This is a genomic window from Paracidovorax cattleyae (assembly GCF_900104515.1).
GTDB classification, from domain to species: domain Bacteria; phylum Pseudomonadota; class Gammaproteobacteria; order Burkholderiales; family Burkholderiaceae_C; genus Paracidovorax; species Paracidovorax cattleyae.
On sequence record NZ_FNJL01000008.1, the window covers coordinates 121,658 to 143,351 of the forward strand.

Genomic DNA, 21,694 nt, shown 5'->3' on the forward strand with positions numbered 1-21,694 from the left:
GGTATTGAGAGGAAGTCTGCATGCAAACCAATTTGCTGAAACCCAAGACGATCAACGTCGAGCAGCTCGGACACAACCGCGCCAAGGTCGCGCTGGAGCCCTTCGAGCGCGGTTACGGGCACACGCTCGGCAACGCCATCCGCCGCGTGCTGCTGTCGTCCATGGTGGGTTACGCAGCAACTGAAGTGACGATCGCCGGCGTGCTCCATGAGTACTCGTCCATCGACGGCGTTCAGGAAGATGTCGTGAACATTCTGCTGAACCTGAAGGGCGTGGTGTTCAAGCTCCACAACCGCGACGAGGTCACGCTGAGCCTGCGCAAGGATGGCGAGGGCGTGGTCACCGCGCGCGACATCCAGACGCCGCACGACGTGGAAATCGTCAATCCCGACCACGTGATCGCCCATCTGTCGCAAGGCGGCAAGCTGGACATGCAGATCAAGGTGGAGAAGGGCCGCGGCTATGTGCCGGGCAACCTGCGCCGCTATGCCGACGAATCGACCAAGTCGATCGGCCGCATCGTGCTGGACGCATCCTTCTCGCCGGTCAAGCGTGTGAGCTACACGGTCGAGAGCGCCCGCGTCGAGCAGCGCACCGACCTGGACAAGCTGGTGGTCGAGATCGAGACCAATGGTGCGATCACCGCGGAAGACGCCGTGCGCGCCTCCGCCAAGATCCTGGTCGAGCAGCTCGCGGTCTTCGCGCAGCTCGAAGGCGGCGAACTGGCTGCATTCGACACGCCGGCCGGCCCGCGCGGCAGCGCCACGTTCGATCCGATCCTGCTGCGCCCCGTGGACGAGCTGGAACTCACCGTGCGCTCGGCCAACTGCCTGAAGGCCGAGAACATCTACTACATCGGCGACCTGATCCAGCGTACCGAGAACGAGCTGCTCAAGACCCCGAACCTGGGCCGCAAGTCGCTCAACGAGATCAAGGAAGTACTGGCTTCGCGCGGCCTGACGCTGGGCATGAAGCTCGAGAACTGGCCCCCGGCTGGCCTCGACAAGCGCTGATCGTTCTATAATCTCCGGTTCTCCATTTCGGGGAACCAGTGCTGCGGGCAGTACCTGATACGGCTGCCCGTTTTAATTGACTGATAAGGAAAAGCACCATGCGCCACGGACACGGACTCCGTAAACTGAACCGCACCAGCTCGCACCGCCTCGCGATGCTGCAGAACATGATGAACTCGCTCATCGAGCACGAGGCCATCAAGACCACGGTCCCCAAGGCCAAGGAACTGCGCCGCGTGATCGAGCCCATGATCACCCTGGCCAAGGAAGACACGGTGGCGAACCGCCGCCTGGCCTTCGACCGTCTGCGCGACCGCGACAGCGTGACCAAGCTGTTCAACGTGCTCGGTCCCCTGTTCAAGGCCCGCCCCGGTGGCTACACCCGCATCCTGAAGATGGGTTACCGCGTGGGCGACAACGCCCCCATGGCCTTCGTCGAATTCGTCGAGCGCCCGGAAGTCGCAGAAGTTTCTGAAGATTCTTCCGCAGACGCCGCAAAGTAAGCTATAATTCATTTCTTGCCGCGCGATGGAGCAGTCTGGTAGCTCGTTGGGCTCATAACCCAAAGGTCGGAGGTTCAAATCCTTCTCGCGCAACCAACACAAGTGCTTCGCACTGTCGAAAACGCCCACTCTCCAGTGGGCGTTTTTGTTTTTGCGCTGCCGGCGCATCGGCCACGCTCTGCGGCATGCTCCCGCATTGGGTGCGGTCCCTGCGGCCCCGTGCCCGCCGTTGTTTCCATTTCTGCTTTTCGAATCCCATGCGCCCGCTGACCCTTGGCATCGACTTCGGCACTTCCAATTCCGCGCTGGCGGTTCGGCGCGACGGGGAGGCGGCACGGATGGTGCCCGTGGAGCAGTCCTTCCACACGCTGCCGACGGCGATGTTCTTCAACACCGAAGAGTCCCGCACGCACGTGGGCCGGGATGCGATCGCCCAGTACCTGGCGGGCACCGAGGGGCGGTTGATGCGTTCGCTCAAGAGCCTGCTGGGCAGCGCTCTGCTGGAGGAGAAGACGGCGGTGCAGGGAGCGCTGATGAGCTACCAGGACATCATCGCGCTGTTCCTGCGAACGATGGCGCAGCGCGCACAGGCCGTGGTGGGCGACGCTCCCGCGCATGTCGTGCTGGGGCGGCCGGTGCATTTCGTGGACGGTGATCCGGCGCGGGATGCCCTGGCGGAGGGCGCGCTGCGGCGGGCCGCGGAAATGGCCGGCTTCGCGGATATCTCCTTCCAGCTCGAACCCATCGCGGCGGCGCTCGATTACGAACAGCGCGTGGATCGGGAAACGCGCGTGCTGGTGGTGGACATCGGTGGGGGGACATCCGACTTCACGGTGGTCCTGCTCGGGCCGGAACGCTCACGCCGCGCCGACCGCAGTGGCGATGTGCTCGCCACCGCCGGCGTGCACCTGGGCGGCACGGATTTCGACCAGCGCCTCAGCCGCTCGCACGTGATGCCCCTGCTCGGCCTCGGGCACCACGGGCCATCGGGGCGGGAGGTGCCCAGCCGCATCTTCTTCGACCTCTCGACCTGGCATCTGATCCAGTGGCTTTACAGCCCCAAGGCGCTCGCGGAGGCGAAGGGGCTGCGCCCGGACTACCGCGACGCCCGCCTGCACGACCGGTTGATGGCCGTGCTCTCGGACCGGTGGGGGCATCGCCTGGCGCAGGCCGTGGAGCAGGCGAAGATCGATGTCTCGAGCACCGGGGCGCCAGCGGCGCTGCCGCTCGGATGGCTGGAGCGGGACCTCGAGGCGACCATCACCCCGGTCTCGCTGGCGGGCACGCTGCAGTTACCGCTGCAGGAGGTGGTGCGGTGCGCTTCGGAGTGCCTTGCCGCGGCCGATCTCGGGGCCCGGGGCGTGGACGCGCTCTACCTCACGGGCGGCTCCTCCGCCCTCAGGCCCTTGCGGGATGCGCTGGCCGTGGCGTTTCCCGGCGTGCCCCAGGTCGAAGGGGACCTGTTCGGCGGCGTGGCCTCCGGGCTGGCCTACACCGTCCGCTCCTGAGGCGGCCGGTCAGCCGCCCCCGGCGGCGTCTTCCTTCTTCATGGCCAGCGCCGCGTCGTAGAGCGTGTTGCGCGGCGCTCCGCTGATCTCGGCCGCCAGCCGGACGGCGGTCTTGACGGGCAGCTCGGCCAGCAGCTGGCGCAGGATGCGCAGGCCGGCGGTGGTGGCGGGGTGGTCATCGCCTCCGGGCACGGCCGCGGGATGCACGACGATGGCGAATTCCCCGCGCATGCGCGAGCTTCCTTCTTCTCCCAGCCAGGCGGCGAGGGCCTGTGCGGGCAGGGTGGCGATTTCCTCGAACTGCTTGGTGATCTCCCGTGCCAGGGTGACCTGCCGGTCACCCAGGGGCGCCAGCGCCGCCGCGAGGTCGGCGATGCGGTGGGGCGCTTCCAGCAGGACGGTGCAGCGGTGTTCGGCCGCGAGGGCCTGGACGGCGGCCTGGCGCTCCGAGGCGCGCGTGGGCAGGAACCCGGCGAAGAGAAATCCCCCGGCCAGCGGCCGGTGGGAGGCCGCACCGGCATCGAGGGCGCCCGCCACGCTGAGAGCGGCCGTCACGCTGCTCGCGCCGGGCAGCGGCAGCGCGCGCAGCCCGGCCGCCTGCACGGCGGCGACGAGCCGGGCTCCCGGGTCGCTCACGCCCGGGGTGCCGGCGTCGCTCACGTAGGCGACGCGCTCGCCGCGCTGCAGCCGCTGCACGACGGCCTGCGCCGCCTCGGCTTCGTTATGCTGGTGCACGGCCATCCACTGCGACGGGGCCTTGTCGATGCCGTAGGCGCGCAGCAGGGACTGCGTGTGGCGGGTGTCCTCGCAGGCGACGGCGTCGGCCAGCTGCAACACGTGCAGGGCGCGCAAGGTGATGTCCGCGAGGTTGCCGATCGGGGTCGCGACGACGTAGAGGGCGCCCTGCGGATAATGCTGCGCTGCGGCCGCGTCGCGCGCGGCGGACAGGGCGGAGGCGAAAGAGGCGCTCAATGGGAATCCTTGAAAAAAAGACCGGCGGCACGGACGGAGCCGCGCGAAAGACCACGACGACGCGGGCAGCGGGCATGGCCGCGGAGGACCGCGCACTGGACCATCTGCAGGCTGCCGGCCTGCGGCTGCTGGCGCGCAATTATCGGACGCCGGGCCGTGGAGGCGGGGAGATCGACCTGATCCTGCGCGACCGCGACGGTACGCTGGTCTTCGTGGAGGTGCGCAGCCGCGCGAGCGATGCCTATGGCGGCGCGGGCGCCAGCATCGGCGCAGCCAAGCGGCGGCGGATCGTGTTCGCGGCGCGGCACTACCTGCTGCGCTGGCCGTCGCTGCCGCCGTGCCGCTTCGATGCCGTGCTGGTGAATGGCGACGCGGTGCAGTGGCTGCAGGCCGCGTTCGATGCCGGCTAGCGCGGCGGCCGCAGGCCGCGCCAACGCCTTGCTGCCAAAGCGATAACACCCGGCGGGTATCATCGGCGTACATGCTCGAGCAACGCATCCAACAGCATTTCATCGACAGCGCGGATCTCAAGTACCAGGCCGCGCAACTCCTCAGTCAACCCATCGGGGCGGCCGTGCAGGCCATTCTGGCGTGCGTCACCAGCGGAGCCAAGGTGCTGGCCTGCGGCAGCGGTGCGGCCTCCGCGCAGGCACGGCAGTTCGCGGCGCTCTGTGTGGCCGGTTTCGAGAGGGAGCGGCCCGAGCTGGCTGCCGTCGCGCTGGAGCCGGACGCGCTCTGGTCCGCCCCCGGCATGCCCGGCGGCGACGCGCAGGTGCTGGCGCGACAGGTGAGGGCCCTCGGCCAGGCGGGTGATGTGCTGCTGGCCCTGGCCGACGGCAGCGCGGCCACCGATGCCGCGCTGGTGGAGGCCATCCAGTCCGCGCACGAGCGCGACATGACCGTGATCGCCCTCACCGGGCGGAGCGGCGCTGCGCTGGCCGGGTTGCTGCGCGAGACGGATGTCCTGATCGAGGTGCCTCACGACCGCGCGGCCCGTGTGCGCGAAGTGCATGCGCTGGTGCTGCACTGCCTGTGCGATGGGGTGGATGCCCAGTTATTTGGTGAACAGGAGATACCGCTATGACCTTGCAGACATTGACCCGAACCACTGGCGCCGTGCTGGCCGCCGTCGCGCTCGGAACCGTGCTTTCCGCATGCGCCCCGCTGGTGATCGGCGGTGCCGCCGTAGGCACCATGATGGCCGCGGACCGGCGCACCGCCGGCACGCAGGTCGAGGACGAAACCATCGAGCTGCGTGCCGGCAACCGCCTGCGCGACACCTTCGGGGAGCGGGTGCACGTGAACGTGACCAGCTACAACCGGCAGGTGTTGCTGACGGGCGAAGTGCCGTCGCAGCAGGACAAGGAGCGGGTGGAGCAGACGGTGCTGACCGTCGAGAACGTGCGCTCGGTGGTGAACGACCTGGCGGTGATGTCGGCCAGCACGCTCTCGCAGCGCGCCAACGACACGCTCATCACCGGCAAGGTGCGCGCGAGCCTGGTGGACGCCAAGGACATCTTCGCCACCGCCTTCAAGGTGGTGACGGAGCGCAACACCGTCTATCTGATGGGCCGCGTGACGCAGCGCGAGGCGGACCGTGCCACGGAGATCGCGCGCGGCGTGAACGACGTGCGCAAGGTGGTGCGTGTGTTCGAGATCGTCTCGGAGCAGGAACTGGCGCGCGGCTTCTCGCAGCAGCCCCAGGGGCCTGCGCCGGTCACCACGGATTCGAAATAAGGGGGACACCCTCCTGATGCCTCTGAGGGCCTGCTCCGCGGCCCTCTGACGGGTGAGGCCGTGCGGGTTTCGTGCGCCGTATTCAGCCGTTCCTCGGCTTTTTCACGTCCAGGCGGGTGATCAGGCTCGACGTGTCCCAGCGTCCGCCGCCGGACTGCTGCACGTCGGCGTAGAACTGGTCCACGAGCGCGGTGAGGGGCAGGCGCGCTCCGTTGCGGTGGGCCTCGTCCAGCACCAGCCCGAGGTCCTTGCGCATCCAGTCCACGGCGAAGCCGAAGTCGAAGCGGCCTTCCACCATGGTCTTGCCGCGGTTGTCCATCTGCCAGCTTTGCGCGGCGCCCTTGCCGATCACGTCGAGCACCAGGGGCATGTCCAGCCCGGCGTGCTGGCCGAAGGCGATCGCTTCCGACAGGCCCTGGACGATGCCCGCGATGCAGATCTGGTTGACCATCTTGGCGAGCTGCCCGGCGCCGCTGTCGCCGATGCGCGTGAAGGCGCGCGAGAACGCCATCGCCACGGGGCGCACGTTGTCGAATGCTTCGGCGTCGCCGCCGCACATGACGGTGAGCTGGCCGTTCTGCGCGCCAGCCTGTCCGCCTGAGACGGGGGCATCGATGAAGCGCAGGCCCAGCGTGCGGGCGGCCTGGGCCAGTTCGCGCGCGACCTCGGCGGACGCGGTGGTGTGGTCCACGAAGACCGCGCCCGGCTGCATGCCGGCGAAGGCGCCGTCGGCCCCGAGCACGACCGAGCGCAGGTCGTCGTCGTTGCCCACGCAGCAGAACACGATCTCCGCCCCCTGCGCGGCCTCGCGCGGGGTGGCTGCCTGCCGTGCGCCGGCGGATGCGCGGAATTCCTCGCACCATGCCGCGGCCTTGGCGGGGGTGCGGTTGAAGACAGTCACCTGGTGGCCGGCGAGGGCCAGGTGGCCCGCCATCGGGTGGCCCATGACGCCCAGTCCCAGGAAGGCGACCCTGCGCGATGGGATGGTGTCGTAGCTGCGCGATGCGGTGCTGGAGGGCATGTGGAGGTCTCCTGTCGAGGTTCCGGAAAAGGTGGAAAAGACAACGCCCGCCGCGCTGCGGCGGGCGCGGTGCGGGAAGGCGTCAGACGATGGCGAAATGCTCGGTGCCGGACGACAGGTCGGTGCTGCGGGCACGCTGGCTGCCGAGCTTGATCTGCAGCCGCAGGTCGTTGAGCGAGTCGGCGTTGCGCAAGGCGTCCTCGTAGCTGATGACGTTGGCCTCGAAGAGGTCGAACAGCGATTGGTCGAAGGTCTGCATGCCGAGGTTGCGGCTCTTCTTCATGATCTCCTTGATCTCGGCGACCTCGCCCTTGAAGATCAGGTCGGCGATCAGCGGCGTATTGAGCATGACCTCCACCGCCGCGGCGCGGCCCTTGCCGTCCTGCTTGGGGATGAGCCGCTGGGACACCATGGCCCGGAGGTTGAGCGACAGGTCCATGAGCAGTTGCGCGCGCCGTTCCTCGGGGAAGAAGTTGATGATCCGGTCCAGCGCCTGGTTGGCGCTGTTGGCGTGCAGCGTGGCGAGGCACAGGTGGCCGGTCTCGGAGAAGGCGATGGCATGGTCCATGGTCTCGCGGTCGCGGATCTCGCCCATGAGGATCACGTCGGGCGCCTGCCGCAGCGTGTTCTTGAGGGCCGCCTCCCAGCTGTCGGTGTCCAGGCCCACTTCGCGCTGGGTGACGACGCAGTTCTTGTGCGGGTGTACGAATTCGATCGGGTCTTCCACCGTGATGATGTGGCCGAAGGAGTTCTCGTTGCGCCAGTCCACCATGGCCGCGAGGGTGGTGGACTTGCCCGAGCCGGTGGCACCCACGAGGATGCACAGCCCGCGCTTGGACATGGTGACTTCCTTGAGCACCTGCGGAACGCCCAGCCCGTCGATGGTGGGCAGCGTGAGCGGGATGGTCCGCAGCACCATGCCCACGCGGCCCTGCTGGATGAAGGCGTTCACGCGGAAGCGGCCGATGCCCGCGGGGGAGATGGCGAAGTTGCACTCCTTGGTGCGCTCGAAGTCCGCGACCTGCTTGTCGCTCATGATGGCGCGCGCGAGGGTGAGGGTGTGCGCCGGCGTGAGCGGTTGGGGGGAGACCTTCGTGACCTTTCCGTCCACCTTGATGGCGGGGGGGAATTCCGCCGTGATGAACAGGTCGCTGCCGCCGCGCCCCACCATGAGCTTCAGCAGGTCGTTGATGAATTTGCTGGCCTGATCGCGTTCCATTCAGTGCTCCGGTCGGTGCGCCGCGGCGTCAGCGCTGGCTGTCGCTCAGGCGGGCGCTGACGACCCGCAGGCGCTGCGAGAGCTTGCGCGCGAGCAGGGCGACCAGGCTCGCGGCGAGCTGGGGGTCCTTGGCCATCATGTCGTCCAGGGCTTCGGCGCTGAGCACGGCGATCTCGCAGTCGGTCAGCGTGGTGCAGGCGGAGAAGCGGATGCCGCTGTCCAGCAGCGACATCTCGCCCAGGATGTCGCCCGGGCGGGTTTCCGCGAGGCGCAGGTGCTCGCCCCAGGGCTGGACGCGGTCCACGGCGATGGCGCCGGTGAGCAGCACGACCATGAAGTTGCCGTATTCGTCCTGGCGGATGACGTCGCGGTCGGCGGGCACGGCCGCGAAATGGAAGAACCGCTCCATGCGCTCGACGGCGGAGGCGTCTAGGTGGGTCATGTAGCGGTCCTTCGACCAGAGCGCCTGCAGCAGCTTGCCGCCCCGGCTGGCGGGCAGGCGCTGCGCAGCGACCTCCACGGCGCGGGCTTCCCAGGGCACGAGCATGGAGCTGTCCACGCCCTGGCCGGCGAAGGCCGTGGTGAAGAAGACCGAATCGCTGGCGCCTTCGCCGCCGGACTTGTTGCCGCGGGACTTGGCTTTGAGCAGGCCGAGGATGCCTTTCATGGAGATGCTCCGGTGCGCGCGGCGGTGGTGGATGTCTGCCGCGCGGTGTGTTGGGGGATGGGGGTACGGGGCGCCCGCGCCGGTGTCAGCCGGGGAAGTTCTCCGGAATCTTGGCCTTGCCGCGCGCTTCCGCGGGGCTGATGATGTTGCGCCGCACGAGGTCGGTGAGGTTCTGGTCCAGCGTCTGCATGCCGACGCTGCTGCTGGTCTGGATGGTGGAGTACATCTGCGCCACCTTGGCCTCGCGGATCAGGTTGCGGATCGCGCTGGTGCCCAGCATGATCTCGTGCGCCGCCACGCGGCCCTGGCCGTCCTTGGTCTTGCACAGCGTCTGCGAGATCACGGCCTGCAGCGACTCCGACAGCATGGCGCGGACCATTTCCTTTTCCTCGGCGGGGAAGACGTCGATGATCCGGTCGATGGTCTTGGCGGCGCTGGAGGTGTGCAGGGTGCCGAACACGAGGTGGCCCGTCTCGGCGGCGGTCATGGCCAGGCGGATGGTTTCGAGGTCGCGCATTTCGCCCACGAGGATGGCGTCCGGGTCTTCGCGCAGCGCGGATTTCAGCGCGGCGGCGAAGGAGAGCGTCATCGGCCCGACCTCGCGCTGGTTGATCAGGCACTTCTTGGAGTCGTGCACGAACTCGATCGGGTCTTCCACCGTCAGGATGTGCCCGTATTCGGTCTCGTTGAGGTGGTTCACCATGGCCGCGAGCGTGGTGGACTTGCCCGAGCCGGTGGGACCGGTGACGAGCACGAGGCCGCGCGGCTTGAGGGCGAGGTCGGCGAAGATGCGCGGAGCGTTGAGCTGCTCGAGCGTGAGGATCTTGCTCGGGATGGTCCGGAACACGGCGGCCGCGCCGCGGTTCTGGTTGAAGGCGTTGACCCGGAAGCGCGCGAGCCCCTCGATCTCGAACGAGAAGTCCACTTCCAGGAACTCCTCGTACACCTTGCGCTGGGCGTCGCTCATGATGTCGTACACCATGGCGTGCACGGTCTTGTGGTCGAGCGCATCGACATTGATGCGGCGCACATCGCCATGCACGCGGATCATCGGAGGCAGGCCCGCGGACAGGTGCAGGTCGGAGGCCTTGTTCTTCACGCTGAAGGCGAGCAGTTGGGTGATGTCCACGAAAAGCCCTTGGTCGTTTGGTACGCTTGAGAGCAATCATTATGACGACGATTGGTAACAACCTCCAAGGGATCCTGGACCGCATCGCGCAGGCCTGCGCGGGGGCGGCCCGGGCACCCTCCAGCGTGCGGCTGCTGGCCGTTTCCAAGACCTTCGGCGCCCCCGCCGTGCGCGAGGCGGCGCTGGCGGGACAGCGGGCGTTCGGCGAGAACTACATCCAGGAAGGCGTCGAGAAGATCGCCGCGCTGGGTGCGCCGGAGTCCGGCCTCGCGCATCCGCTCGAGTGGCACTGCATCGGCCCCGTGCAGAGCAACAAGACACGGCTGGTGGCGGAGCATTTCGACTGGGTGCACACGGTGGACCGCCTCAAGACGGCCGAGCGCCTGTCGCAGCAGCGCCCGGACCACCTGCCGGCGCTGCAGGTGTGCATCCAGGTGAACGTGGACGGCGGCGCGACCAAGGCCGGCCTGGCGCCGGAGGAGGTGTCCGGCCTGGCGCTGGCCGTGGCGCGGCTGCCACGCCTGAGGCTGCGGGGCCTCATGGCCATCCCCGAGCCGGCGCCGGACTTCGCGGCGCAGTTCGCGGTGCATGCGCAGGCCAGGGCGCTCTTCGACCGGCTGCGCGCAGCCGGCGCGGCGGGGCTGGAGGACTTCGACACGCTCTCGCTGGGCATGACGGCCGACCTGGAGGCTGCCATCCACGCGGGCAGCACCATGGTGCGCGTGGGCAGCGGGATCTTCGGCGCGCGCAGCTACCCGGCGCACTGAGGCTCTCTCCGGGCCTCCTGCAGGGGCCGCCGGGGGGCTCGGTCAGCCCCGGAACTCCTCGACGCAGCCCAGGGTGTGCTCGACATCCTGCGGCCCCACGTCCAGGTGGGTGACCCAGCGCAGGCGGATCTGCCCGCCGCAGAGGCTGCGCGTGACGTAGATGCCGTGCTGGGACAGCCAGGCCATGAGGGCCGGGGCGATGTCGGAGTGCACGTCGGTGAAGAGGATGTTGGTATGCGTGGAGGCCACGCTCAGGCGCCGGCGCAGTACCGGATGGCTGCGGCCGACCTCCGCCAGGCCCTCGGCCAGCGAGCGCAGCAGGGTGTGGTCGTCCGCCATGCGGCGCACGTGGTGGTCCAGTGCATAGCGCCCGGCGGCCGCGAGCATGCCGATCTGCCGCATGGCGCCGCCCAGCATCTTGCGGGTGCGGCGGGCATGCGCGATGAAGTCGTGGGAGCCGAGCAGCAGGGAGCCCACGGGCGCGCCCAGGCCCTTGCTCAGGCAGATCGAGGCCGATTCGAAATGCGCGCAGATGGCGCGCGCCTCGTCGTACACGTCCGTGCCGTGGGCCATGGCGTTGGCGGTCGCCGCATTGAAGAGGCGGGCGCCGTCGAGGTGCATGGACAGCTGGCGGCTGCGCGCGAGGGCGGCCACGTCGGCGATGTAAGGGTTGGGCAGGACCTGGCCGCCGGCCGTGTTTTCCAGCACCACCAGGCGGGTGCGGGCGAAATGCGGGTCGTCCGGCTTGATGGCCGAGGCGATGTCGCGCAGGCACAACGTGCCGTCGGCGCGGTTTTCGATGGGCTGGGGGTGGATGGAGCCCAGAGTGGCCATGCCGCCGCCTTCCCAGCGGTAGGTGTGCCAGCTCTGGCCGACGATGGCTTCGTCTCCCCGCTGGCAGTGTCCCATGAGCGCGATGAGGTTGGCCTGAGTGCCGCTGGGGGCGAACAGCGCGGCGTCGAACCCCATCATCTCCGCGGCATGGCTCTGCAGGTCGTTCACGGAAGGGTCGTCGCCGAAGACGTCGTCGCCCAGGGGAGCTGTCTGCATGGCTTCGCGCATGGCTGCGGTGGGCTGCGTGACGGTATCGCTGCGGAAGTCGTGCATCGGAACGGGCTCCTGGGGGCGGGAGAAGGGGCGGTGTGCGGCAGAGATAGTAGCTGCGACGACATGCTCCGGGAGCGAAGCGGGGGCAAATCCCCTGGGGGATGCCTGTGCGTTCGCGCCTGCGGGCGGTGTAAGCTGGGGCGCTTGCGTGCGAAGGCCTGCGTTCCCATCCCGGGACCTGCCCCCTTTTTCCCTTTACCGCTTTCCCCGTTTTCAAGGAGTTGCCCCGCCATGCCCGGTCTGTTGCCCGATGTCGATCCCGATGGCCTGCTGGAGTTCTCGGTCGTATACACCGACCGGGCGCTCAACCACATGTCCCGCCGGTTCGCCGGGGTGGTGCAGGACATCCTCGCCACGCTGAAGTCGGTGTATGGCGCCCACACCGCCGTGCTCGTTCCCGGCAGCGGCACGTTCGGCATGGAGGCCGTGGCCCGCCAGTTCGCCAACCGCGAGAAGGTGCTGATCGTGCGCAACGGCTGGTTCAGCTACCGCTGGAGCCAGATCTTCGACGCAGGCGGCCTGGGCGGCGGAACGGTGGTCTGCCAGGCGCGCCAACAGGGCGATGGCCCGCAGGCACCGTGGGTGCCGTGCCCGGCCGGCGAGGTGGCGCAGGCCATCCGCGACGAGCGGCCGAAGGTGGTCTTCGCGCCGCACGTGGAGACGGCCAGCGGCATCCTGCTGCCGGACGACTACCTGCGCACCGTTGCGGAGGCCGCGCACGAAGTGGGTGCGCTGTTCGTGCTGGACTGCGTGGCTTCCGGCGCGATGTGGGTGGATATGCGCGCCACCGGCGTGGACGTGCTCATCTCCGCGCCGCAGAAGGGCTGGAGCGGCTCGCCCTGCTGCGCCATGGCCATGCTCAGCGAGCGCGCGCGCCAGGCGATCGAGGGAACGCAGAGCTCCAGCTTCTCCTGCGACCTCAAGAAGTGGATGCAGATCGCGGAAGGCTACGAGAAAGGGCAGCATGCCTACCACACGACCATGCCGACCGATGCGCTCGTGCGGCTGCGGGACGTGATGTTCGAGACCCGCGACGACGGGTTCGAGCGGGTGCGCGAGCGGCAGATCGAACTGGGGGCGAAGGTGCGCGCGCTGCTCGAGTCGCGCGGCTTCCCGAGCGTGGCCGCCGAAGGCTGGAAGGCGCCGGGCGTGGTGGTGAGCTACACCACGGACCCCGGCATCCAGAGCGGTCGGAAGTTCCTGGAGGCCGGGCTGCAGACCGCGGCGGGCGTGCCGCTGCAGTGCGGCGAGGGGCCCGACTTCCAGACGTTCCGCATCGGCCTCTTCGGCCTGGACAAGTGGCGCAACGTGGACCGCACTGTCGGGCACCTGGCCACGGCCCTCGACCAGGTGGCGCCTGCCCGGGCTTGAAGCCCGGCGCCGGCAGCCGCCGGCGGCGCTGAGAGCGGTTGACGCCACCCGTCGAAGCAACGGCACCGGAAGGGGCGCGCCAGTGGCTCTGAACCGCCAAGTCCGTACGGGCAACAGTTCCTTACGCCCCGCCGGGCCGCCGGCCGGCTATTCTCCCGGACATGGACAGCAGCAGTCGCAACCGCCATCCCGGCGACGGCGGGCCCGCGCCGGGCGCGCAGGCCCTGGGCGCCGCGGGCGGCCTCCTGGGCGTTCCCCCCGGGGCCGAGAGCCCTCCGGCGTCGCCGGCCGCCACCGAGCGCGCCCTGGCGCTGGCGCGGTCGAAATGGCTGGCCACCGGCCTGCTGCTGGCCGTGACGGCGGTGTTCGCCGGCACCTACGCGCTGCCGCCGGTCCTGCTGGTGTCATGTGTTCGCGCGATGGCCGAGGCGGCGATGGTCGGCGCGCTGGCGGACTGGTTCGCGGTGTCCGCCCTGTTCCGCAGGATTCCGCTGCCCTGGGTGCAGCGCCACACCGACATCATCGCGCGCAACAAGGAGCGCATCGGCGGCAATCTGGCCGTCTTCGTGCGCGACAAGTTCCTCGACGCCCCCTCGCTGGTCACGCTGATCCGCCGCCACGACCCGGCCGACATGCTGGCGCAGTGGCTGACGTCGCCGGGCAATGCACGGCTGCTGGGGCGGCAGGTGGCGCGGCTGGCACTCGCGGCGCTGGACGCGGTGGAGGACGCACGCATCCAGCGCTTCATGAACCAGGCCGCGCGTGCGCTCGTGGGGCAGCTGGACCTGTCGCGCACCATGGCCGCGGCGCTGGGCGCGCTCACGCAGGGGGGGCGGCACCAGGTGCTGCTGGACGACGTGCTCGCGCGCGTGACCCTGCTGCTGCGGGCGCCCGAGACGCGTACCTTCATCGCCGAAGCGATCGTGCAGTGGATCAAGCGGGAGCATCCCCTGAAGGAAAAGGTGCTGCCCACCGACTGGCTCAGCGGCAAGGGGGCCGGGGCCATCGCCCAGGCCATCGACAGCCTGCTGGCCGAGGTGGCGAGCGATCCGGAACACCAGTTGCGCTCGGCGCTCGACGCCGCGTTGCAGCGGCTGATCGAGCGGCTCCAGGCCGATCCCGACTGGGAGCGGCGCGGACTGGAACTGCGCGAGTACCTGCAGAACGACGAGACCCTGGGCCGCTACGTGCAGGACCTGTGGACGAACCTGCGCGAACGGCTGCAGAAGGACCTGGCCGACGACAACTCCGAAATCTCCCGCAGGGTGGCTGCCATGGGGCAGTGGCTGGGCATGGCGCTGGCGGGCGATCCCGCGCTGCGCGTGCGGCTGAACGTGCGCCTGCAGCTCTGGGCGACACAGGTGGCGCCCGACCTGGCGCAGTTCGTGGCCGAGCACATCCGCAACACCGTGGACCGGTGGGATGCCAGGGAAATGGCGCGGCTCGTCGAGCTGCACATCGGCAGTGACCTGCAGTTCATCCGCATCAACGGCACCGTGGTCGGCGGCCTGATCGGACTCGTGCTGTTCGCGCTCTCGCACGCGCAGGAAATCGCCCAGCGACTGGGAATCCTCGCAACCGGCTGAGCCGGCGGCAGCCATCGCAGGCGCGCCCGTGCCGCGACGCGGCGGTGAGCGCCCTGCCGGTCAGGCCTTGTGCTGTTCCTCTCCCGCCGCGTGGGCCCGCGCGATGGCCAGGATGACCTCGCGTGCCAGGCGCCGCTGGGGTACCGGCAGCTTGAGATAGATGTCGAAAAGCTCGCGGTCGTCGTAGCCGAGTCCGGCATGCCACTTATGGAGAGGCTCTCCGGCCGCGCGCAGGGCGGCACCGCCCTCCCCCGCATCGACCAGGTCTTCCATCGGCACGCGCAGCCATTGCGACAGCGTGGTGAGCTTGCGGGGCCCAGGCATCGTTTCCCCGAGCAGCCAACGGCGCACGCCGTGGAGCGTCATGGGCTTGCCCCAGTGGCGTGTGTTGAACTCGCGTTCCAGCACCGAGGGTTTGGGCTCGTAGCCTGCCGTTTCCATTGCCTCCCGCAATTTCCGGGCGAATTTTTGTTTTGCTTGATCCTGCATGCAGGCACGCTAGGGACCCCTGCGGAGCGTGGCGTGACTAGGAATACGGGTTACGTCCGGCGTGTGATCCTTGGTTCAGTGGACTGCGCGGAGCGGGTATCCCTGGGTCAGCCGCGGCCCCTGCGCTCCTCTTCGGCGGCATGCGCGCGGGCGATGGCGAGGATCACTTCGCGGGCGATGCGACGCTGCGGCACGGGCAGCCGCAGATAGACCTCGAACAGCTGGCGGTCGTCATAGCCCATGCCGGTGTGCCAGAGGGCGGCGGGTTCGGCGCTGGGGCGCGTGGCCGAAGGCGCCGCCTCATCCAGGAAATCCTGCAGCGGAATCTGCAGCCATTGGGAGAGGGTGACGAGCTTGCGGTGGTCGGGCAGGGTCTCGCCGCGCAGCCAGCGCCGCACGCCATGCAGGCTCATGGGCTTGCCCCAGTGGCGGGTGTTGAATTCCCGCTCGAGAACGGAAGGCCTGGCTTCGTAGCCCGCCTTTTCCATAGCGTTCCGTAACTTCTCGGCAAAATTTTGCTTTGCATCCTGCATGCAGTCACGCTAGGGGTCACACGTCCGAGTGGGGTGATTCGGCGATATAGTCACCAAACCAACGTGATTTGCGGTTACGTCTCGTGTGGCCGGCAGTGTCCTGCAGGGGGGCGCCGGCGTTTCGCGGGGAACGGATCCACGACAAAGGGAAGGGCAGGCAATGGAGGACGTGGTGGGCATGGCGCTGCTGGCGCCGGGACGGACGCTCTGCGCCGGGGGCTGGGAAGTGGCCGAGGGCGGGGAGCGTAGCGAAGGGTACATCCCGCGGCCTGCGGGCCGGACGGAGCCGGAGGATCCGATGGAGAGCGCCATTGCCCAGTTGCGGCTGGCGTGGTGCCTGAAGGATCCCGACACGACGGCGGACCGCTGGATCGCCTCGGCCGAATGGCCCTTCCGGGCGATGGCCCTGGCGCTGGAGGCGCGCCGGCGCGCGCTCTGGGGCCGGCTGTCGGCCCTGGGGATGGCGCGGCTGCAGGCCCAGGGAGGGGGGCTGGACACGGTGCTGGGCCTGGCGCGGAGGCTGCCGCGCGGGATGGCGCCGACGCGCGGCGCGGGGCTGGGGGGGGCGCCGGAGCAGGGGGCTCCCCGGCTGGAGGACCTGGCCGGCGTGGTGGGCCGCGCGGCGGACTTGCGCAGCTACGGCTGGCAGGGGCTGTCCCCCGCCGCCATGGCGGCCTGGGCGCTGGGGCACGGGGCCGGCGCGCTGGGTACCGCCGCAGAGAACCCGACCGTGGTCTGGCTGAGCGGCAGCCCCGTGGCGGCGGCCACCGCGCAAGGGCCCTGCGTGGTGTTCGGCGGGGTGATCGAGGTGGTGGTGCTGCGTGCGCTGCGCGCCAGCGCGGACGGCCGGGTGGACGAGGCGCTGGCGATCGCCCGGCTGCACTCCGCACCGCTGCAGGACGCGGCGGAACAGGTGGAGTGCGCCGCCGCCATGCTGGACGCGATCGACCTGCGCGTGCAGGAGATCACGTGGCTGCTCGGGCGGCTGGAGGCGCGCCTCGGCCCTGCGGCGCACCGGGCCGAGATCGCTCTGGCGCTGCGGGAAGCGCGCCAGGGGCGCCAGGCGCGCGCCGCATCCGCGGTGCCCGGCCTTGCGCCTGAGCCGTTGCCGGGGGAGCGTGCGGTGCTGGAAATGCTGACCACGCTGGGCGGAGCGCTGTACCGCACCGCGACGGTGCCGCTGCTGGACGACCTGGGCCGCCTGACACGGCAGAGCGGTGAAACCGTGGCCCGCATGCGGCGATGGCTGCTGATGACCCCGGCTAATTAGCCGCGGCCGTGGGGCTGCCGGGCACGGTCCCGCTGCGTCCACCGCGGTCCTGCGGGGAAGCGGTACGGGCATGGCACGGTAGCGCGGGCGGGACACGTCGTGCGCGAGACGTTCTAGAACCGGGGCAACTCCGGGTGCGCGATCTGCCCGCCGCGCACCAGCATCTTTCCGTACTCCGCGCACCGGTTCAATGTGGGGATGACCTTGCCCGGGTTGAGCAGGCCGGCCGGGTCGAACGCGGCCTTGAGGGCGAACATCTGCGCGTTCTCTTCGGTGGTGAACTGGGTGCACATGCTGTTGAGTTTTTCCACGCCCACGCCGTGCTCGCCCGAGACGGTGCCGCCCATGGCCACGCTGGTTTCCAGGATGTCGGCGCCGAAGAGCTCGCAGCGGTGCAGCTCGTCGGCGTCGTTGGCATCGAACAGCACCAGCGGATGCAGATTGCCGTCGCCGGCATGGAAGACGTTGCAGCAGCGCAGGCCGTATGTCTTCTCCATCTCCTGGATGGCCAGCAGGATGTCGGCCAGGCGCTTGCGCGGGATGGTCGAGTCCAGGCACATGTAGTCGGGGCTGATGCGGCCGCTCGCGGGGAAGGCGTTCTTGCGGCCGCTCCAGAAGCGCAGGCGCTCGGCCTCGTTTTCGCTCACGGCGATGGCGGTGGCGCCGGCGGCGTGCAGCACCTCGCTCATGCGGCCGATCTCTTCCTCGACCTCTTCGGGCGTGCCGTCGCTCTCGCACAGCAGGATGGCTTCGGCCGCGAGGTCGTAGCCAGCCTGGACGAAGTCCTCGACCGCGGCGGTCATGGGCTTGTCCATCATCTCCAGCCCCGCCGGGATGATGCCGGCCGCGATGACGGCGGCCACTGCGTCGCCGGCCTTGCGCACGTCGTCGAAGCTGGCCATGATGCACCGCGCCAGCTGGGGCTTGGGGATCAGGCGCACGGTGGCCTCGGTGGTCACGGCCAGCATGCCTTCGCTGCCGATCACGGCGGCCAGCAGGTCGTAGCCGGGGGCGTCCAGTGCCTCGCTTCCGAATTCGACCGGATCGCCTTCGACGGTGAAGCCGCGCACGCGCAGCACGTTGTGGACGGTGAGGCCGTACTTCAGGCAGTGCACGCCGCCCGAGTTCTCGGCGATGTTGCCGCCGATGGTGCAGGCGATCTGGCTGGACGGGTCGGGCGCGTAGTAGAGCTGCCAGGGCGCCGCGGCCTCGCTGATGGCCAGGTTGCGCACGCCGCACTGCACGCGGGCGGTGCGCCCGATCGGGTCGATGCCGAGGATGCGGTTGAAGCGTGCCAGCGACAGCGTGACGCCCAGGGCGTGCGGCATGGCGCCGCCCGAGAGGCCCGTGCCCGCGCCGCGCGCCACCACCGGCACCCCCAGCGCATGGCAGGTGCGCAGCACGGCCTGCACCTGGGCTTCGGTCTCGGGAAGGCACACCACCAGCGGGCGCTGGCGGTAGGCGGTGAGGCCGTCGCATTCATAGGGCGTGGTGTCTTCCGCATGCCAGAGCAGCATGTGCGCGGGCAGGTGGGCGGACAGGGCCTGCACGACCTGCGCCTGCCGGGCAGCGCGCTCGGCGGCACCGGAGGGCGGGCTGGCGGTCGTGGGGCCGTGGGACGCAGCGGGGAGGGGGGCGACGGCGCTCATGCCCTTGACTTTAGAGGAATGCGGCCCGCGGGTGCGTGAGTTTTCTTTCAGCGCCGCGTGAATCGGGCGGGGCGGGTCACACCGGACCGGGGCTGACGGGGCGATCGCGTCCTTCCAGCAGCCACAGGCACCGGCTGGCGCGGGTCAGCGCCACGTAGAGCATGTTGCGTTCCCGGTAGGCCTCGTGCCGGGCAGCGGCGCGGGGAAAACGCCCGCGCTCGACCAGCGGCACGGCGACGTATTCGTACTCGTGCCCCTTGCAGCGTTCCACCGTCATCAGTTGGAGGCTGGGGGCTTCGTTCTGGCGGTGCTGGCGGATGCCGGACTGCACCATGAGCGCCAGCTGTCCCAGGAATTCATCGACGGTGAGGCCCGCGCAGATGCGTGAGAGCGCCTGCAGGCTGTCCAGGCACTGGCGGTGTTCATGAGGGCTGATGGGGGCTTGCGCGAAGAAGCGGCGCAGCAGCGGGTGGCGGCAGAGCCGGCCGGCGTCCGCGCACACCTCGGGCGGCAGCGCCAGCCAGGCCTCGCAGGCGGCGGAGGCCACGGGCGCGTTCGGATCGAAGCTGGCGCGCAGCAGGAAGTCGCGCATGCGGTCCGGCTGGTGGACGAGTTCGGCAGCCACGGCGCGGGTGTCCACCTCGGCGGTGGAGTGCTGGGCCAGTGCCTGCAGGTCGAACAGGCCGTTGGCCAGCACGTCGGCATCGGGCCGGCTGCCACGCCGCACGTAGCGCAGCAGGCCGTCGAGGGCGCTGCTCAGGATGCCCTGCGTGAGCCGCACCTGGCTGCCGCAGCCCGGCAGCGCCCGCAGGAAAGCCAGCACCAGGGCGATCTCGGGGCGCTGGTAGAACCGCTTCAGGCCCTTGCAGGCGTAATGGATGCCTTCGTGGGCGAAGCGCCATTCCAGCAGCACGGAGTCCTCGGGCGAGCGCAGCACCACGGTCAGGCAGGGCGCGGCGCCGTTCGCGGGGGGCGGGGCGCTCTGCACGCGCTGGTGGATGGCCAGCAGTTGCGCGGCGCAGTCCTCGTCGCTGTCATAGGCGAGCCGCTCGAAGCGGGCGGTCTTGGTGGGGTAGTGCGTCTCGAACTGCACGCCGAAGAGCGGGTTCAGTCCTTCGCAGATGGCCTTGCCGAAACGGTAGGTGGTGTTGAGCGTGAGCACTTCGGGCGGCTCGGGCAGTTCCTGGCGGATGCGTTCCAGCCCGTTGCCGAAGACGGAGAACGCGCCGGGCAGGATGTGTTGGTTGAAGTCGCCAGCACCCACGAACACGCCGTTGCCGCCGGCCACCAGGTGGCGCAGCACCAGCATGGCGGCCTCGTCCAGGTCCTGCAGCTCGTCGAACAGCACCGCGTCGTGGCGGCCCTGCAGCCATGGACAGGGGTCGCCGAAGTCCAGCGCGCAGAGCTGCCGGGCGATTTCGTAGGTGCAGTCGCCCGTGGCGTAGAACTGCGGCTCGTCGTCCGGCCCCCGGCGCAGGCGCTCGTACCGGCCCAGCATCAGGTAGAGCCCGTAGTCCAGCGCGTGGTCCCGGCAGTAGGTGGCGGCATCGATGCCTTCGCGGGCGATGTCGCGGTGCAGCAGCCGCTGCTTGGCCAGGGCCTCGAAGTCGGCGAAGGCCTGTACGTCGAGTTCGCGGGCCAGGAAGTCGGCGGCTTCGGGTGGAGCCCCGTGCCGCAGCTCCTGCAGCAGCGCGGCGTGGGCCTGGCGGATCAGCAGCTGGCGCTCCAGCGGCTCGGCCAGGGTGTTCACGGGCAGGCCCTGGGCCTTCAGCAGGTTGGCGCAGAGTTGCTCCACGGTCATGATCCGCACCTCGCGCGCATCGGCCGGCATGTAGCGGCCCAGCCGGTCGTGGAGGGCGGCCAGGCCCGCGTCGGAGTAGGCCAGCATGAGCACGCGGCGCGCACCGCGCATCTGGACCAGGTCCGCCGCCCTGGTCGCCAGGGTGGTGGTCTTGCCCGTGCCTGCCAGCGCGTTGATGAGCACTGCCTTCGCCGCGGTGTTGAGGACGGCCTTCTGCTCGTCGTTCGGGCGGCGCTGGATGAAGCGGGTGGAGGGGGAGGGGGGCTGGGCCATTGGATCCAATGCAGGAGGCCCGCAGGGCCTCGGGGGGAATGTTGTCAAGTCACCCGGCGCAGCCATTCGGCGAAGGCGGCGCACTCCCAGCGGTCCATGGTGCCGGTGCGCCAGCAGAGGTAGTGGGCATGGGGGCTGGGCGCATCGAGCGGGAACAGCCGCACGAGCGTGCCGTTCTCCAGCCACGATGCGCCGAGCTTGAGCCGCACCAGCGCCACGCCCATGCCGGCGGCCGCGGCGTCGCACATCAGGCCGACGTCGTTGAACTGCGAACCCTCCGAGGGCTCGGGCCAGCCGAGCCCGGCGGCGGTGAACCAGGTGCGCCATGGTTCCAGGGGGCTGCGCAGCAGGGGCGTGCCTTCGAGGTCCGCGGGGCGCTCGAAGGGGCCGTGCTCGCGCAGGAAGCCGGGCGAGGCCAGGGGCGTGACGACGTCGCGCGCCAGCTCCACGTGCTCCATGTCGGCGTAGTGCCCCGGGCCGAAGCGCACCACGAGATCCGCATCCTCCGCGACGACGTCGAGCAGGGGGATGGAGACGTGCAGGGCCAGGTCGATCTCCGGGTAGGCCTCGGTGAACTGGCGCAGCCGCGGGATGAGGATGGCCCGCGCGAAGGTGGGGGTGACGGCGATCTTGAGCCGGCGCTTGCCCGGCGCGGCCGCCGCGCCCGGAAAGCGCTGCAGCGCGCCCAGGCCCTCGCGCACGTGGGCCAGGTAGGAACTGCCTTCGCTGGTGAGCGAGAAATCCGCCCGCCCGAACAGCCGCGCGCCCAGGATCTGCTCCAGCTGGCGCACACGGTGGCTCACCGCGCTGGGCGTCACGCACAGCTCGTCGGCCGTCTGCGTCACGCTGCGCAGCCGCGCCAGCGCCTCGAAGGTCAGCAGGCACTGGATGGGCGGGATGCGCTGGGCAGCGTTTCTGGAAGACGGCGAAGCGGGGCTTACGGAGGCCATCCCATGGATTCCATCAGAAACGCTGGCAAGGGCCGCTGCGCGTGCCACTGGCGCGGCCCAAGCCAGGGCCGCCTTGCAAGGGCCGCCCCGCCGCACTGGCGGCGTCCCCTTGCCCACGGTGCGCAGCAC

The 21,694-nt window shown here is 69.8% G+C and carries 21 protein-coding genes and 1 tRNA gene; 11 read left to right on the plus strand and 11 right to left on the minus strand.

Features of this window, described 5'->3' with window-relative positions; all coding sequences use genetic code 11:
- The first annotated feature begins 20 nt into the window (after positions 1-20).
- The 4 genes from BLR05_RS08480 (at position 21) to BLR05_RS08495 (ending at position 3,024) form a co-directional block, all read left to right on the plus strand.
- The gene (locus tag BLR05_RS08480; protein WP_011793801.1) at positions 21-1,013 is read left to right on the plus strand and encodes a DNA-directed RNA polymerase subunit alpha; all 993 of its coding nucleotides are present in this window, start codon (positions 21-23) and stop codon (positions 1,011-1,013) included.
- A 98-nt stretch (positions 1,014-1,111) separates the two neighbouring features.
- Positions 1,112-1,516, plus strand: a complete 405-nt coding sequence (rplQ, locus tag BLR05_RS08485; RefSeq protein ID WP_053842691.1) for a 50S ribosomal protein L17 — start codon at positions 1,112-1,114, stop codon at positions 1,514-1,516.
- A 19-nt stretch (positions 1,517-1,535) separates the two neighbouring features.
- Positions 1,536-1,612 (plus strand) — tRNA-Met (locus BLR05_RS08490).
- 161 nt (positions 1,613-1,773) lie between these two features.
- Complete coding sequence (locus BLR05_RS08495; protein ID WP_167361221.1) at positions 1,774-3,024, plus strand: Hsp70 family protein; 1,251 nt, start codon at positions 1,774-1,776, stop codon at positions 3,022-3,024.
- 9 nt (positions 3,025-3,033) lie between these two features.
- Here the strand turns inward: BLR05_RS08495 and rsmI are convergent, their stop codons facing one another.
- Positions 3,034-3,996 (minus strand): 16S rRNA (cytidine(1402)-2'-O)-methyltransferase, encoded by a 963-nt coding sequence (gene rsmI, locus BLR05_RS08500; protein ID WP_092833688.1) that lies wholly within the window; start codon positions 3,994-3,996, stop codon positions 3,034-3,036.
- Between rsmI and BLR05_RS08505 the strand changes: the two genes are divergently transcribed.
- From BLR05_RS08505 to BLR05_RS08515, 3 genes are all read left to right on the plus strand, one after another.
- Positions 3,996-4,406 (plus strand): YraN family protein, encoded by a 411-nt coding sequence (locus BLR05_RS08505; RefSeq protein WP_092833690.1) that lies wholly within the window; start codon positions 3,996-3,998, stop codon positions 4,404-4,406. The two genes, rsmI and BLR05_RS08505, sit on opposite strands and share 1 nt — an antisense overlap.
- Before the next feature lie 71 nt (positions 4,407-4,477).
- A complete protein-coding gene (locus tag BLR05_RS08510; RefSeq protein ID WP_092833692.1) occupies positions 4,478-5,080 on the plus strand; it encodes an SIS domain-containing protein in 603 nt (200 codons plus the stop codon).
- Positions 5,077-5,733, plus strand: coding sequence for a BON domain-containing protein (locus BLR05_RS08515; protein ID WP_092833695.1), 657 nt, complete (start codon positions 5,077-5,079; stop codon positions 5,731-5,733). The genes BLR05_RS08510 and BLR05_RS08515 overlap by 4 nt, the downstream gene beginning before the upstream one ends.
- Positions 5,734-5,815: 82 nt before the next feature.
- Here BLR05_RS08515 and BLR05_RS08520 read toward each other — a convergent pair whose 3' ends face one another.
- From BLR05_RS08520 to BLR05_RS08535, 4 genes are all read right to left on the minus strand, one after another.
- Positions 5,816-6,754: an NAD(P)-dependent oxidoreductase gene (locus BLR05_RS08520; RefSeq protein ID WP_092833697.1), complete on the minus strand. Its 939-nt coding sequence runs from the start codon at positions 6,752-6,754 to the stop codon at positions 5,816-5,818.
- Positions 6,755-6,836: 82 nt separating this feature from the next.
- A complete protein-coding gene (locus BLR05_RS08525; protein ID WP_092833699.1) occupies positions 6,837-7,973 on the minus strand; it encodes a PilT/PilU family type 4a pilus ATPase in 1,137 nt (378 codons plus the stop codon).
- Positions 7,974-8,001: 28 nt separating this feature from the next.
- The gene (locus BLR05_RS08530; protein ID WP_092833701.1) at positions 8,002-8,640 is read right to left on the minus strand and encodes a cyclic nucleotide-binding domain-containing protein; all 639 of its coding nucleotides are present in this window, start codon (positions 8,638-8,640) and stop codon (positions 8,002-8,004) included.
- An 85-nt stretch (positions 8,641-8,725) separates the two neighbouring features.
- Positions 8,726-9,769: a type IV pilus twitching motility protein PilT gene (locus BLR05_RS08535; protein ID WP_011793812.1), complete on the minus strand. Its 1,044-nt coding sequence runs from the start codon at positions 9,767-9,769 to the stop codon at positions 8,726-8,728.
- A gap of 41 nt (positions 9,770-9,810) precedes the next feature.
- Here BLR05_RS08535 and BLR05_RS08540 point away from each other — a divergent pair, with 41 nt between their 5' ends.
- The gene (locus tag BLR05_RS08540; RefSeq protein WP_092833703.1) at positions 9,811-10,536 is read left to right on the plus strand and encodes a YggS family pyridoxal phosphate-dependent enzyme; all 726 of its coding nucleotides are present in this window, start codon (positions 9,811-9,813) and stop codon (positions 10,534-10,536) included.
- Positions 10,537-10,578: 42 nt separating this feature from the next.
- On the opposite strand, the gene ltaE is transcribed toward BLR05_RS08540, so the two are convergent.
- On the minus strand, positions 10,579-11,643 hold the full coding sequence (gene ltaE / locus BLR05_RS08545; protein WP_092833705.1) for a low-specificity L-threonine aldolase: 1,065 nt from the start codon (positions 11,641-11,643) through the stop codon (positions 10,579-10,581).
- A gap of 231 nt (positions 11,644-11,874) precedes the next feature.
- Between ltaE and BLR05_RS08550 the strand changes: the two genes are divergently transcribed.
- Complete coding sequence (locus BLR05_RS08550) at positions 11,875-13,014, plus strand: aminotransferase class V-fold PLP-dependent enzyme (protein WP_092833707.1); 1,140 nt, start codon at positions 11,875-11,877, stop codon at positions 13,012-13,014.
- Between the two features lie 161 nt (positions 13,015-13,175).
- Positions 13,176-14,600 (plus strand): DUF445 domain-containing protein, encoded by a 1,425-nt coding sequence (locus tag BLR05_RS08555; RefSeq protein ID WP_092833709.1) that lies wholly within the window; start codon positions 13,176-13,178, stop codon positions 14,598-14,600.
- Between the two features lie 60 nt (positions 14,601-14,660).
- On the opposite strand, the gene BLR05_RS08560 is transcribed toward BLR05_RS08555, so the two are convergent.
- Positions 14,661-15,089 (minus strand): DNA-binding protein, encoded by a 429-nt coding sequence (locus BLR05_RS08560; RefSeq protein WP_092833711.1) that lies wholly within the window; start codon positions 15,087-15,089, stop codon positions 14,661-14,663.
- Between the two features lie 107 nt (positions 15,090-15,196).
- Entirely contained in the window at positions 15,197-15,622 is a 426-nt protein-coding gene (locus tag BLR05_RS08565) for a DNA-binding protein (protein ID WP_092833713.1), read from the minus strand.
- A gap of 160 nt (positions 15,623-15,782) precedes the next feature.
- On the opposite strand from BLR05_RS08565, the gene BLR05_RS08570 reads away from it, so the two are divergent.
- Positions 15,783-16,892 (plus strand): hypothetical protein, encoded by a 1,110-nt coding sequence (locus BLR05_RS08570; protein ID WP_092833715.1) that lies wholly within the window; start codon positions 15,783-15,785, stop codon positions 16,890-16,892.
- A gap of 113 nt (positions 16,893-17,005) precedes the next feature.
- On the opposite strand, the gene BLR05_RS08575 is transcribed toward BLR05_RS08570, so the two are convergent.
- From BLR05_RS08575 to BLR05_RS08585, 3 genes are all read right to left on the minus strand, one after another.
- Positions 17,006-18,541 carry an FAD-linked oxidase C-terminal domain-containing protein gene (locus BLR05_RS08575; RefSeq protein ID WP_092833717.1) on the minus strand — a complete coding sequence of 512 codons (1,536 nt, stop codon included), beginning with the start codon at positions 18,539-18,541 and terminating at the stop codon, positions 17,006-17,008.
- Between the two features lie 76 nt (positions 18,542-18,617).
- Positions 18,618-20,615 carry a UvrD-helicase domain-containing protein gene (locus BLR05_RS08580; RefSeq protein WP_092833719.1) on the minus strand — a complete coding sequence of 666 codons (1,998 nt, stop codon included), beginning with the start codon at positions 20,613-20,615 and terminating at the stop codon, positions 18,618-18,620.
- Positions 20,616-20,659: 44 nt separating this feature from the next.
- Entirely contained in the window at positions 20,660-21,565 is a 906-nt protein-coding gene (locus BLR05_RS08585; RefSeq protein ID WP_092833721.1) for a LysR substrate-binding domain-containing protein, read from the minus strand.
- Positions 21,566-21,694 lie beyond the last annotated feature (129 nt).